This window comes from Pseudomonas sp. TUM25319 (assembly GCF_056388475.1).
The window spans coordinates 5,258,828-5,272,164 of the sequence record NZ_CM150751.1; the positions used below are offsets into that span (position 1 = coordinate 5,258,828).

A 13,337-nucleotide genomic window follows, 5' to 3' on the forward strand; every position below is an offset into this window, starting at 1 on the left:
GACGGTATTACATGAAAAGAATGCTGATTAACGCGACTCAACCCGAAGAGTTGCGTGTTGCTCTGGTAGACGGCCAGCGCCTCTACGACCTGGACATCGAGTCCGGCGCCCGCGAGCAGAAGAAGGCCAACATCTACAAAGGCCGGATCACCCGCATCGAACCCAGCCTCGAAGCCGCTTTCGTCGACTTCGGCTCCGAACGTCACGGCTTCCTCCCCCTCAAGGAAATCTCCCGCGAATACTTCAAGAAGGCCCCTGAAGGCCGGGTCAACATCAAGGAAGTATTGAGCGAAGGCCAGGAAGTCATCGTCCAGGTCGAGAAGGAAGAGCGCGGCAACAAGGGCGCTGCCCTCACCACCTTCATCAGCCTGGCCGGTCGCTACCTGGTCCTGATGCCGAACAACCCGCGTGCCGGCGGCATCTCCCGTCGCATCGAGGGCGAAGAGCGCAACGAACTGCGCGAAGCCCTCAACGGCCTGGTCGCCCCCGCCGACATGGGCCTGATCGTTCGCACCGCCGGCCTTGGCCGCAGCAGCGAAGAAATGCAGTGGGACCTGGACTACCTGCTGCAGCTCTGGACCGCGATCAAGGAAGCCTCCCTGGACCGCGCCGCGCCATTCCTGATCTACCAGGAAAGCAACGTCATCATCCGCGCCATCCGCGACTACCTGCGCCAGGACATCGGCGAAGTGCTGGTCGACAGCATCGACGCCCAGGAAGAAGCCCTGACCTTCATCCGCCAGGTGATGCCGCAGTACGCCAGCAAGATCAAGCTCTACGAAGACAGCGTCCCGCTGTTCAACCGCTTCCAGATCGAAAGCCAGATCGAAACCGCCTTCCAGCGCGTGGTCGACCTGCCATCCGGCGGCTCGATCGTGATCGACCCGACCGAAGCCCTGGTCTCCATCGACATCAACTCGGCGCGCGCCACCAAGGGTAGCGACATCGAGGAAACCGCCCTGCAGACCAACCTGGAGGCGGCCGAGGAAATCGCCCGTCAACTGCGTCTGCGTGACATTGGCGGTCTGATCGTCATCGACTTCATCGACATGACCCCAGCCAAGAACCAGCGTGCCGTGGAAGAGAAAGTCCGCGAGTGCCTGGAAGCCGACCGCGCCCGCGTCCAGGTCGGCCGCATTTCGCGCTTCGGCCTGCTGGAAATGTCCCGTCAGCGCCTGCGTCCGTCCCTCGGCGAAAGCAGCGGCATCGTCTGCCCACGCTGCAGCGGCACCGGCATCATCCGTGACGTCGAATCGCTGTCCCTGGCCATCCTGCGCCTGATCGAAGAAGAGGCCCTGAAGGACCGCACCGCGGAAGTCCGCGCCCAGGTGCCGATCCCGGTTGCCGCGTTCCTGCTCAACGAAAAACGCAACTCGATCACCAAGATCGAACTGCGCACCCGTGCCCGCATCGTCATCCTGCCGAACGATCACCTGGAAACTCCGCACTTCGAAGTCCAGCGCCTGCGCGACGACAACCCCGAAGCCCTGAGCGGCCAGTCCAGCTACGAAATCGCCGCTGCCGAAGTGGAAGAAGCGCCACAGGCTGCCGCAACCCGCACGCTGGTTCGCCAGGAAGCTGCCGTCAAGACCGCTCCGGCCCGCGCCAACGCCCCGGTCCCGACCACCGCCGAGCAACCGGCTCCGGCACCTGCGCCAGTGCACACCGCACCTGAGCCAAGCCTGTTCAAGGGCCTGGTCAAGTCGCTGGTCAGCCTCTTCGCCGGCAAGGAAGAGCCTGTTGCAGCGCCGGCCGCCGCCGAGAAGCCTGCCGCCGCAGAGCGTCCGCAGCGCAACGAAGAGCGTCGCAACGGTCGCCAGCAGAGCCGCAACCGCAACGGCCGCCGCGAAGAAGACCGCAAGCCTCGCGAAGAACGCGCCGAACGCGCACCGCGCGAAGAGCGCCAGCCTCGCGAAGAGACCCAGGCCCGCGAAGAACGTGCACCACGCCAGCCTCGCGAAGAGCGTCAGCCACGTCCTCCACGCGAGGAGCGCCGCTCCCGCGAAGACCGTCCGGTCCGCGAACTGCGCGAGCCACTGGATGCCGCGCCGGCAGTCCGCGAAGAACGCCCTGAGCGCGCACCGCGTGAAGAGCGTCAGCCTCGTGAAGAGCGTGCTCCGCGTGAAGAGCGCGCGCCACGTGAAGAACGTGCCCCTCGCGAAGAACGTGCCCCACGTGAAGAGCGCGCTCCTCGCGAAGAGCGTGCACCTCGTGAAGAACGCGCTCCACGCGAAGAGCGCCAACCGCGTCCACCGCGCGAGGAGCGTCAGCCACGCCCTGTCGAGCAGGCCGCCGAAGCCGCCGAAGAGCAGCTGCCGAACGAAGAGCTGCTGCAGGATGACAATCAGGAAGGCGCCGAAGGCGAACGTCCGCGCCGTCGTTCCCGCGGTCAGCGTCGTCGCAGCAACCGTCGCGAGCGCCAGCGTGATGCCAACGGCAACCTGGTCGAAGGTGAAGAAGGCAGCGAAGAAGGCCAGGAGCCATCCGGCACCGAGCTGGCTGCCGGCCTGGCCGTGACCGCTGCGGTCGCGACCAGCAACATCAGCGCCAACGCCGAAGCCGAAGCCAACACCCAGGCTGAACTGGCAACCGCCGCCGTGGAGGAAGCCGTCAAGCCGGCTGAAGCCACTTCGCTGCAGACCGAAATCGCCGAAGTCGCCGAAGCAGTGAAAGCAGCTCCAGAGGCCACTGAAACCGCCATCGCACCGGTTGTCGAACAACCGGCCCCAGTGGTCGAAGCCGTCGAGCCGACTGCCGAGCCTGTGGTTGAAGTCGTACCGCAAGCGGTCGAGAAAGCCGCCGAGCCGGAAGTGGTGGTCGAAGCGGCCCCGGTTGCCGTCGAACTGCCACAAGCCGAAGCACCGGTGGTCGAGGTTCAACCGGTAGCCGTCGAACCGGCCCCTGCCCAGGAAGAAGCCGCGCCTGCGGTGGCTGCTCCTGCGGCCGTCGAGCCACCGGCAGAGCAGCCGGCTTCGGTCGAAGCACCGGCCGTGACCCTGGCCAATGGCCGGGCGCCGAACGACCCTCGTGAAGTCCGCCGTCGCAAGCGTGAAGCCGAAGCGGCTGCAGCTGCCGCAGCCGCCGCTGCTGCAGTCGAGAGCGCACCGGCTGTCGAGACAGCGATCGAGCCGGAAGCTGCCGTCGAGCCAGTGGAAGCGGTAGAGCCAGCGCCAAAGGCCCTGGAAACCACCGAAGAACAAAAACCATTGTTCTGATCCATGGCTGAATAAAAAGCCCCGCCAGTGAACACTGGCGGGGCTTTTTATTGGCTTGCGAGAAAACGCGACACGCTCGCTGCTGAGGCCTGCTACCTCAATACAGGTTGGGCTCCATCTCCAGCTCGACATCGAAGCGTTTGACGATATCAGCCTGGATCTTGCGAGCCAGTTCGTGCAACTGCGCGCCGCTTGCCTGACCATGATTGACCAGTACCAGAGCCTGCAATTGATGCACGCCGGCGTCACCCTCACGATAACCTTTCCAGCCGGCTTGCTCGATCAGCCACCCCGCGGCCAGCTTGGCTTGCCCATCAGCCTGTGGATAAGCCACCACGGCCGGGTATTGCTGGCGGAGGCGCGCGACGTGCTCAGCACTGACCACCGGATTCTTGAAGAAACTGCCAGCGTTCCCCAGCTCGGCCGGATCCGGCAGCTTTTCCCGGCGAATACTGCAGATTGCATCACTGACCTGCTGAGCACCCGGGTGCTCGATACCCATCTGCGTCAGGCGCTGGCGAACCGGACCATAGTCCAGGTGCAACGCGGCCTCCCGCGCCAGACGGAACCGAACCCGCAGGATCACCCAACGCCCCGGATTGCGCTTGAAATAGCTGTCGCGGTAGGCGAACGCGCAGTCCTGAAGACTGAAATCCCGCAGCTCGCCGGTCTGGCGATCCAGCGCGGTGAGGCCGGCGAACACATCCTTGATCTCGACACCATAGGCACCGATGTTCTGCATCGGGGCGGCGCCCACGGTGCCGGGAATCAGGCTGAGGTTTTCAAGACCGACCAGACCTTGCTTCAAGGTCCACTGCACGAACGGATGCCACGGCTCGCCCGCTTCCGCCTCGACCACGACCTCCCGGCCATCGTCGCAGAGCAGACGAATGCCGGAACTGGCCATGCGCATCACCAGTGCCGGAACATCGCGGGTCAGCAGCAGATTGCTGCCACCGCCAATCACTAGCACCGGCAACGCATGCTGGCCGGCATAGGCGAGCAGCTCGCGGACATCGTCATCGCTGCGGGCGTCGGCAAAATGGCCGGCGCTCACGTCGATGCCAAAGCTGTTGTAGGGCTTGAGGGAGACTTGCGACTGTACGGTGACGCTCATAGACGGCCCTTCAGTTCGACAATCAGGGCCTGGCAGGCCGCCTCGACCAGGTCGAGAACCTGCTCGAAACCTTGCTCGCCGCCATAGTAGGGATCCGGTACTTCGTCGAGGACGCCTTCGTAGCGGCGCAGGAACAGGTCCAGTTCCGCGCGGGCGTGGCCCGGACGCATGGCCTGCAGATGGGCAAGGTTGGCCTTGTCCATCGCCAGGATCAGGTCGAACTCGTTGAAATGCTCGACGCAAACCTGTTGGGCGCGCTGACCGGAGAGATCGTAGCCTCGGGACAGTGCGGCGCGCCGGGTGCGGCTGTCGGCCTGCTTGCCGACATGCCAATCGCCAGTCCCGGCCGACGCAACGGTGATCACGTCGGCCAGACCAGCCTTGTCCAGCTGATGACGCAGCACGCCCTCGGCGGTCGGCGAGCGACAGATATTGCCGAGGCAAACGAACAAAACCCGCATCAAGCCTCCAGCAGGCGCCTTACGCGCTCCAGATCTTCCGGGGTGTCCACCCCGACAGGTGGCGCTTGCAGCGCATCGGCGACGTGAATCCGTACACCGTGCCAGAGGGCGCGCAATTGCTCCAGCGCCTCGGTTTTCTCCAGCCAGCATGGGCCCCAGCCAACAAAGTCCTGAAGGAAGCCGGCACGATACGCGTACATGCCGATATGACGACGATAGGGTACGCCCGCCGGCAACCGGTCGCGACTCTGCGCAAAGGCATCCCGCGCCCACGGCAACGGGGCACGGCTGAACGTCAAGGCCAGGCCATTGCAGTCGGCAACCACCTTGACCACGTTGGGATTGAACAGCGCCTCGACGTCCTCGATCGGCTCGCCCAAGGTGGCGATGCCGGCCTCGGGATGAGCGGCAAGGTTGGCGGCGACCTGATCGATGATCGACGGCGGAATCAGCGGCTCGTCGCCTTGCACGTTGACCACGATGGCGTCGGCGGCCAACCCCAGTACCGCTGCCACTTCGGCCAGACGGTCGGTACCGGACTCATGGTCTTCGCGGGTCAGCAACACCTCGGCGCCGAACGCCTTGCAGGCTTCGAGGATGCCGGCATCGTCGGTGGCGATGACCACGCGGCTGGCACTGCTCTTGCGCGCCTGCTCCCAGACATGCTGAACCATCGGCTTGCCGGCGATCGGCAGCAACGGCTTGCCCGGCAGGCGCGTCGAGCGCAGGCGGGCGGGAATCACGACAGTGAAGGCGACACTCATTTGTCCAGGCGCTCGTCGTCGGTCAGGGTACGGGCTTCGCTTTCCAGCATCACCGGGATACCGTCGCGGATCGGATAGGCGAGGCCCGCGCCCTTGCTGATCAGCTCGGTCTTGTCGGCGCTGAGCTTGAGCGGGCCTTTGGTGATCGGGCAAGCGAGGATGTCGAGCAGTTTGGTGTCCATGGATATTCCTCAGGCCTGTGGCCGAAAACAGAAAAGAATCAGGGCTGCCGTCCGGGCAGCAAGCGCGCCAGTCGCTCATCGAACCAGCGCACGAAGGCCGGCGACGGCTGGGCGTCGACGGCAAGATACCACCAGTCAGGCGCGGCGAAACTGCGGCATTTCACGGCATCCTTTTCGGTCATCACCACGGGCAGTTCGGGACTGAAGCTCAGGGCCCCGGCACTGAACTGCGCGTGATCGGCAAAAGGATGCGGCACCGGGCGCCAGTCTAGCCCTTGCAGGGTATTGAAGAAACGCTGCGGATTACCGATGCCCGCCACCGCATGCAGCGCCTGCCCCGCAGGAAAATGATCCAGCGGGCGGCGTTCGCCGGTGGCCAGGTTGACCAGCGCACTGGGCTGCAGGGTAAAGGCGAATCCGTCCTCGCGATCGGCCACGGCGCCGTTGTAGAGCAACGCATCCACCGCCTCCAGGCGCTCGACCGGCTCACGCAGTGGCCCTGCCGGCAGACAGCGACGGTTGCCGAGGCCGCGGGCGGCGTCGATCAGCACCAGTTCGAGATCGCGGGCCAGGCGATAGTGCTGCAGGCCGTCGTCACACAGGATCAGGTCCAGCGGCTCGGCTTCGAGCAGCGCACGAACGGCTTGAGAACGATCCGGATCAATCATCAGCGGCACGCCGGTGCGCTGCACGATCAGCAGAGGCTCGTCCCCGGCGTGGCTGGCCGACTGGTCGGCACGGACTCGCCAGGGCAACTGCGGCGGTGTCGCGCCGTAGCCACGGCTGACCACACCCACCCGCAGGCCCCGCTGGCGACAGTGTTCGATCAAAAACAGAATCAGCGGCGTCTTGCCGGTTCCACCCACGGTGATGTTGCCCACCACCAGCACCGGCACCGGAGCACGGTAGACAGTGCCCTCCCCGGCGAGAAAACGCCGGCGCTTGCCGCGTACCACGCGGCGGTAGAGGGCTTCGAGCGGCGACAGCAGCGCAAGCAGCGGGTGCCCTTTGTACCAGGCCTCCTGCAAACGATCGGCAAAGGCCATCAGGGCGTCCCCGGTGCGGCCTCGACCGTGGTCATGCGCAGATGGCTGAAGCCGAGCTTGCCGGCGGCATCCATTGCAGTGACCACTGCCTGGTGCGGAGTCTTGCCATCGGCGCTGATCGCCAGCGGCAGCTTGTTGTCACCGGCGGACTCCTTCTGCAGCGCCTCGACCAGGGTGGCCAGATCACTTTTGGGCAGCAAGTGATTGTTCACCGAGTAGACGCCTTCGGCGCTGATGGTGATTTCCACCAGTTTCTGCTCGGAATCCGGTGCCGGCGCACCGCTGGAGGCTTCCGGAAGCTCGACACGCAACTGGGTTTCGCGGGTGAAGGTGGTGGTGACCACGAAAAACAGCAACAGAATGAACACCACGTCGATCAGAGAAGCCAGGTTGATGTCGACGTTCTCGCGTTGCTTGCGCCGGAATTTCACGCCTTGTCTCCGGCCAGATCGACATCGCGGTCACCCTGCACCACTTCCACCAGCTTGATCGCCTCCTGCTCCATGCCGACCACCAGCTCATCGATGCGGCGCTGCAGGAAACGGTGGAAGAACACCGCGGGAATACCCACCATCAGGCCCGCAGCCGTGGTGATCAGCGCCTTGGAGATACCACCGGCAAGCACCGCGGCATTGGCAGTCATGCCCGAGCCCATGAAGGAGCTGAAGATGTCGATCATCCCCAGTACGGTACCCAGCAGGCCGAGCAGCGGCGCCATGGCGGCGATGGTGCCGAGGGCATTGATGTAGCGCTCCAGTTCATGAATCACCCGGGCGGCAGCCTCTTCGATGCACTCCTTCATGATCTCGCGACCATGCCGGGAGTTGGCCAGGCCCGCAGCGAGGATCTCGCCCAGCGGCGAATCGGCGCGCAGGGCCTTGAGCTTTTCGGTGGTGAGCTGCTTGTCCTTGATCCAGCGCCAGACCTGCCCCAGCAGGTGCGGCGGCGTTACGCGACTGGCGCGCAGGGTCCACAGGCGCTCAGCGACGATAGCCATGGCAGCGATGGAACTCAGAATGATCGGCAGCATCATCCAACCACCGGACTTGACCAATTCCCACACGTTTTGGACCCCCTTGGAAAAAGTTCTGCACTCTACCATAGGGGCCGTGTCTGCCGTAGGTTGTCATGTCGGGTCGCGCCAGAAACGCCTCTGCTCGCGCATCACCCACGGCTCGCCGAAGCTGCCCAGCCGCAGGCGCACCGCTCCCAGCAGGGCACTGTCGTAGACCGGAATCCCCAGCGCGGCGTAACGCGCCATGACCAGAGGCGAAGGATGGCCGAAGCCGTTGTGGCGACCACGGGAAATCAACACCCCGCGCGGGGCCAGGCTTCTGAGGAACACCATGCTGGAAGAGGTTCGGCTGCCATGGTGCGGCGACTGCAACCAGTCGATCGGGCCGGCCTGTGCGCCCGAGAGCCAGGCCCGTTCGGCGTGCCGGTCGATATCGCCGGCCAGCAGCAGCGTCTCGCCCGAGGCCTCGACCCGCAACACGCAGGAATGCTGGTTGCTGTCGTCATGGTCGGCCCCGGTCCACTGCCAGAGCGAAAAACGCACGCCATCCCACTCCCAACCGGCACCGCTGGTGCAAGGCTCGGCAGCCAGCGCCTCGGGAGACGCTTGCGGCTCACCGGCGATCACGCGTGCCACGGCAAGCCCACGCTGTACCGCCAGGGCGCCACCCGCGTGATCGGCGTGGGCATGGCTGATCAGCATCAGGTCCAGCTTGCTGACCCCCAGCTTGTGCAACGTCGGCAAGACCACACGCTCACCCAGATCGATGTTCGCCCTGACCGGGCCGGCGTCATAGAGCATGGCGTGCTGGCGTGTCCGCACCAGAAAGGCCTGTCCCTGCCCCACATCCAGTTGCCAGACCTCCGCCAGCCCCGGTGAAAGCTGCTCGCGGGGCGTGAACCCCGCCAGCAGCAACAGCGGCCAGCCCAGCACCCGCATCGGCAGGCCCGACGGCAATAACAGCAGGAATGCTCCGAATACCACCAGCCACCACGCCCAGGCCGGCAGTTCCGGAGCCATCCAGGCTGGTTGCCAGGCGGCAAGACCGTCGAGCAGGTCGAACAGCACACCAAGCAAGGCTCCCGCCACCCAGAGCAGACTTTCCCCCAGCAAGGGCACTGGCAGCAGGACAGTGCCCAGTAGCGCCAGCGGCAAGACCAGGATGCTGATCCACGGCACCGCGAACAGGTTGGCCAGTGGCGCACTGAGGCTGACCGGCAGGCCCAGCGCGATCAGCACCGGCAGCAGGCCGATGGCAATGCACCATTGCGCCCGCCCCCAGGCCAGCCACGCCGACCAGGCACCCAAGCGTCCACTGAAAATCAGTATCAAGACCGCCACAGCGGCAAAAGACAGCCAGAAACCTGGCAGCAGACTGGCCAGCGGCTCGGCCAGCAGCACGGCATTGAGCGCGATCAGCAGCGGCCAGCTCACACCCAGGTGGCGATAGCGCAACCGCCAAAGCAACACCACGCCCAACATGACGCAGGCCCGCTGCACCGGCACCTGGAAACCGGCCAGCAGGCCATAGGCAAGTGCGGCGCCGAACGCCAGGCCACAGGCCCAAAGTAGCCAGGGCCAGCCTCGCGGCCACCAGCCCAGCCTCGCCAGGCCGGCCACCAGAGCGTAGACAAGGCCGGCCAGCAGGCCGATGTGCTGACCGGAAATCACCAGCAGGTGCACGGTGCCGGTCGCCTGCAGGGCATCCCAGTCCTCCCGCGGCAACCCACCACCGTCACCCAATACCAGCGCCGCCAGCGCGGGGCCGCGGCCATGGGCATCGACCGCCAGCAGCCGCTGCCGCACGGCGTCGCGCCAGGCGCCGCTGGCAGGAGCCAGGCGTTCGCCGGCCTTGACCGTGCCCTGGGCACCGATCCGCCGCGCCAGCATGACCGCCTGTGCGTCCATCGAGTGGGGGTTGAGCAACCCATGGGGACGCTTGAGCATGACCGCCAGACGCCAGCGCTCGCCACTCATGACCGGCGGGCCGTCCTGCCAGCTCAGGCGCAAGCGCCGTGGCAGCTCGGCGCGGCGCGAGACCGCATCGGCCAGTTCAAACCGCACCCGCTGCTCACCGTGCTCCGGCAGGCCGACCACCCGACCTTCGAGCCACAAGGTGCGGCCATCGAGTGCCGGTGCCAGCCGGTCATCCAGCGCGCTCTGCGCAGACAGACAAGCCCAGCACAATCCGCCCAGGAACAAGGCCAGCGGGTAACAGCGCCGCCACAGGCAGAACAGCCCCAGCGCAGCAAACGACAGGAGCCAACCGACAGACGGCAGCTCCGGGAGAAACCTCAGGCACAAAAGCCCGAATGCAAGCGCCAACATCCCTGTGCGCGTCATCTCGACTCCGGATAAACAAAACGACTCCGCAGGCTTAGATCAACGCGGGGAAAGGCTCACTTATTAATTGTCACAAAGTCTGAATTGGCACTACATCCAATCCGTGCATACTGGCCCACTTCCGACCGCCGAGAACCCCCATGCCGCGTCGACTGTTCAAACGCTACATGCCCGATCCGACGAGCATCCGGGAACACAAGTCCTTACGATTTCTCGGCCGGTTGCTGCATGACGCCAACCTCTGGCACCTGAACCGCCATTCGGTGGCACGGGCCATGGCGGTAGGGCTTTTCGCCGCCTTCATTCCGATCCCGATGCAGATGCTGCTGGCTGCGAGCCTGGCGATTCTGGTGCGCGGCAACATGCCCATTGCGGTCAGCCTGGTCTGGCTGACCAATCCCATCACCATGCCGCCAGTGTTCTATTGCACCTACCAGATGGGCGCCTGGCTGATGCAGATCCCGCCCAGGACCCTGCCCGAAGAGATCACCTTCGAATGGATCACCGACCAGTTGTCCACGCTGTGGCAACCCTTCCTGCTCGGGTCGGTGGTGTGCGGCGTGCTGCTCGGCGCCCTCGCCTACTGCCTGACCATGCTCTACTGGCGCTGGTGGGTAGGCCGGCAGTGGCGCCGGCGCAAGGCCAAGTCAGCTGCGCATTCCTCGACCGCTGACCAGTAGGCGGACACAGCCGAAATACAGCACGGCAGTCGCCACCAGCATGAAACCGATGGCCACGCCGATACGAATATCGGATACGCCAAGGATGCCGTAGCGGAACGAGTTGACCATGTGCAGCACAGGGTTGACCAAGGACACCGTCTGCCAGAACGGCGGCAGCAGGTTGATCGAGTAGAACACCCCGCCCAGGTAGGTCAGCGGCGTCAGCACGAAGGTCGGAATGATCGAGATATCGTCGAAGTTCCGCGCAAAGACGGCGTTGATGAACCCCAAAAGCGAGAAAATGGTGGCAGTCAGCACGACCACCAGCACGGTCACGCCCAGGTGGTGCACCTGCAGATGGGTGAAGAACAGCGACAGGAACGTCACGATGACCCCGACAGCCAGGCCGCGCAACACGCCACCCAGGGTGTAGCCGATCAGGATCGTGTGGGGCGATACCGGCGACACCATCAGCTCTTCGATCGAGCGCTGGAACTTGCTGCCGAAGAAGCTCGACACCACGTTGCCGTAGGAGTTGGTGATCACCGCCATCATGATCAGCCCCGGCACGATGTACTCCATATAGGTGAAGCCACCCATGTCGCCGATCTGCCGGCCAATCAGGTTGCCGAAGATCACGAAGTACAGAACCATGGTGATGGCCGGCGGCAGCAGGGTCTGCGGCCAGATCCGCGTGAAACGCCGTACTTCGCGGTAGACGATGGTGTTGAGGGCGACCAGATTGGCGCGCAGCTCCGAACTCATACCGCCACCTTGGACAGATTCTTTTCAACCAGGGACACGAACAGTTCCTCGAGACGATTGGTCTTGTTGCGCAGGCTGGTCACCTCGATGTTCTGCAAGGCCAACTGGCCGAACAGCGCGGTGATGCCCACTTCCTTGTCGACCTGCACTTCCAGACTGTGCGGGCTGATCAACCGGCAGGGGTAGCCCGCCAGTTGCGGTGCCTGGGCAAGGTCGTTCTTCAGATCGAGAACGAACGTCTCGACGTGCAGCTTGCCCAGCAACTGCCGCATGCTGGTGTTCTCGACGATGGTGCCGTGGTCGATGATGCCGATGTTGCGGCACAACTGCTCGGCCTCTTCCAGGTAGTGGGTCGTGAGAATGATGGTGATGCCCTGCTGGTTCAGCTCGGTCAGGAAACTCCACATCGAGCGACGCAACTCGATGTCCACACCTGCGGTCGGCTCGTCGAGAATCAACAGGCGTGGCTCGTGGATGAGCGCCCGGGCAATCATCAACCGGCGCTTCATGCCACCGGACAGCGAGCGCGAAGGCACATCGCGCTTTTCCCACAGCCCCAACTGGGTGAGGTACTGCTCGGCGCGCTCACGGGCCACCTTCGCCGGAATGCCGTAGTACCCGGCCTGGGTCACGACGATATCGAAGGTCTTCTCGAACTGGTTGAAGTTGAACTCCTGCGGCACCACGCCAATGCTGCGTTTGAGCGCTGCGGGCTGGCGGTCCAGGTCATGGCCGAAGACGCTGACACTGCCGCTGGTCTTGTTGACCAGGGTCGAGAGGATGCCGATGGTGGTGGACTTGCCGGCACCATTGGGACCGAGCAAGGCGAAGAAGTCACCTTCGGCGACGTCCAGATCGATGCCCTTGAGGGCCTGGAAGCCGTTGCCGTAGGTCTTGGTTAGCTGCCGAATGGACAGAGCAGAACTCATAGCGGGTCTGTGCACCGTTGGAAGGATTCGTGAATCAGGCAGCGAGCAGGCGAGCCCCTCGCGATAAATGTGGCCATGGTGCAAGCCCAGGCCACACAAGTACAGTCATGTCTATTGATAATAACTATCGGATTGACCGAAGAAGGTCAGGTCAACGCGGTCATTACCGCGGCCTGATAGGCCGGACGCTCGCGCAGGCGTTCGTACCAGGCGCGCAGGTGGCGCATCTCTGGACGCTCGATAGGCATTTCGAACCAGGCGTAGACGAAACAACCCAACGGGATATCGCCCATGCCGGGCTCCTGACCCGACAGGTAAGGCTGCGATGCCAGAGCCTGGTCAGCGATCGACAGCAACTGTGCGCACGTCTTGTGGGCGGCATTGATGGCGACCCAGTCGCGCTGCTCTTCCGGCGTGCGCAACATACCCCAGAACAACGGCCGGAACGGCGTGGCGAGCGACGAGGTGGTCCAGTCCATCCATTTGTCGGCCTTGGCGCGCTCGACAGGATCCCGTGGATACCAGGCCGTGTCAGCCGCGTAGCGCGCCCCCAGATAGCGCACGATGGCATTGGACTCCCAGAGCACCAGCCCGTCGTCCTCGATCATGGGTACCAAACCATTGGGATTGAGCGCACGGTAGTGGGGTTCATTGACCACGCCGAACGCGCCACCGGCGTCCACCGACTCGTAGTCCAGCCCCAGTTCCTCTGCGCACCACAACACCTTCCTGACATTGCTGGAATTCTTCCGACCCCAGATCTTGAGCATGACGACATCCTGACTATCTGCAAGGGACACCCAGTCTACTCCAGCGCGGCGCCCAGGCAATCGCCGGA

Annotated in this window: 13 protein-coding genes; 2 read left to right on the forward strand and 11 right to left on the reverse strand. The window is 64.4% G+C overall.

The features are described 5' to 3' along the window. Window positions 1-11 precede the first annotated feature (11 nt). Complete coding sequence (gene rne / locus AC05QJ_RS23680) at window positions 12-3,215, forward strand: ribonuclease E (RefSeq protein WP_476743680.1); 3,204 nt, start codon at window positions 12-14, stop codon at window positions 3,213-3,215. Between the two features lie 97 nt (window positions 3,216-3,312). Here the strand turns inward: rne and murB are convergent, their stop codons facing one another. From murB to AC05QJ_RS23720, 8 genes are all read right to left on the reverse strand, one after another. Next, complete coding sequence (murB, locus tag AC05QJ_RS23685; protein ID WP_476743681.1) at window positions 3,313-4,332, reverse strand: UDP-N-acetylmuramate dehydrogenase; 1,020 nt, start codon at window positions 4,330-4,332, stop codon at window positions 3,313-3,315. Then, the gene (locus AC05QJ_RS23690; RefSeq protein ID WP_476743682.1) at window positions 4,329-4,793 is read right to left on the reverse strand and encodes a low molecular weight protein-tyrosine-phosphatase; all 465 of its coding nucleotides are present in this window, start codon (window positions 4,791-4,793) and stop codon (window positions 4,329-4,331) included. Before AC05QJ_RS23690 ends, murB begins: the two co-directional genes overlap by 4 nt. Next, window positions 4,793-5,557, reverse strand: coding sequence for a 3-deoxy-manno-octulosonate cytidylyltransferase (gene kdsB, locus AC05QJ_RS23695; RefSeq protein WP_476743683.1), 765 nt, complete (start codon window positions 5,555-5,557; stop codon window positions 4,793-4,795). Before kdsB ends, AC05QJ_RS23690 begins: the two co-directional genes overlap by 1 nt. Beyond that, window positions 5,554-5,739, reverse strand: coding sequence for a Trm112 family protein (locus AC05QJ_RS23700; RefSeq protein ID WP_003247142.1), 186 nt, complete (start codon window positions 5,737-5,739; stop codon window positions 5,554-5,556). Before AC05QJ_RS23700 ends, kdsB begins: the two co-directional genes overlap by 4 nt. A 38-nt stretch (window positions 5,740-5,777) precedes the next feature. After that, complete coding sequence (lpxK, locus tag AC05QJ_RS23705; RefSeq protein ID WP_476743684.1) at window positions 5,778-6,785, reverse strand: tetraacyldisaccharide 4'-kinase; 1,008 nt, start codon at window positions 6,783-6,785, stop codon at window positions 5,778-5,780. After that, window positions 6,785-7,216: an ExbD/TolR family protein gene (locus AC05QJ_RS23710; protein ID WP_476743685.1), complete on the reverse strand. Its 432-nt coding sequence runs from the start codon at window positions 7,214-7,216 to the stop codon at window positions 6,785-6,787. The genes lpxK and AC05QJ_RS23710 overlap by 1 nt, the downstream gene beginning before the upstream one ends. Then, window positions 7,213-7,848 (reverse strand): MotA/TolQ/ExbB proton channel family protein, encoded by a 636-nt coding sequence (locus AC05QJ_RS23715; RefSeq protein ID WP_476743686.1) that lies wholly within the window; start codon window positions 7,846-7,848, stop codon window positions 7,213-7,215. The genes AC05QJ_RS23710 and AC05QJ_RS23715 overlap by 4 nt, the downstream gene beginning before the upstream one ends. A gap of 63 nt (window positions 7,849-7,911) precedes the next feature. Beyond that, window positions 7,912-10,128, reverse strand: coding sequence for a DNA internalization-related competence protein ComEC/Rec2 (locus tag AC05QJ_RS23720; RefSeq protein WP_476743687.1), 2,217 nt, complete (start codon window positions 10,126-10,128; stop codon window positions 7,912-7,914). Between the two features lie 155 nt (window positions 10,129-10,283). Here AC05QJ_RS23720 and AC05QJ_RS23725 point away from each other — a divergent pair, with 155 nt between their 5' ends. Continuing rightward, window positions 10,284-10,823: a DUF2062 domain-containing protein gene (locus tag AC05QJ_RS23725; protein WP_476743688.1), complete on the forward strand. Its 540-nt coding sequence runs from the start codon at window positions 10,284-10,286 to the stop codon at window positions 10,821-10,823. Here AC05QJ_RS23725 and AC05QJ_RS23730 read toward each other — a convergent pair. The 3 genes from AC05QJ_RS23730 to AC05QJ_RS23740 all read right to left on the reverse strand — a co-directional run bounded on the left by AC05QJ_RS23730 (window position 10,791) and on the right by AC05QJ_RS23740 (window position 13,269). Continuing rightward, window positions 10,791-11,570, reverse strand: coding sequence for an ABC transporter permease (locus tag AC05QJ_RS23730; RefSeq protein ID WP_476743689.1), 780 nt, complete (start codon window positions 11,568-11,570; stop codon window positions 10,791-10,793). The genes AC05QJ_RS23725 and AC05QJ_RS23730 overlap by 33 nt on opposite strands. Beyond that, window positions 11,567-12,499 carry an ABC transporter ATP-binding protein gene (locus AC05QJ_RS23735; protein ID WP_476743690.1) on the reverse strand — a complete coding sequence of 311 codons (933 nt, stop codon included), beginning with the start codon at window positions 12,497-12,499 and terminating at the stop codon, window positions 11,567-11,569. Before AC05QJ_RS23735 ends, AC05QJ_RS23730 begins: the two co-directional genes overlap by 4 nt. Window positions 12,500-12,645: 146 nt before the next feature. Continuing rightward, complete coding sequence (locus tag AC05QJ_RS23740) at window positions 12,646-13,269, reverse strand: glutathione S-transferase family protein (RefSeq protein ID WP_476743691.1); 624 nt, start codon at window positions 13,267-13,269, stop codon at window positions 12,646-12,648. Window positions 13,270-13,337 lie beyond the last annotated feature (68 nt).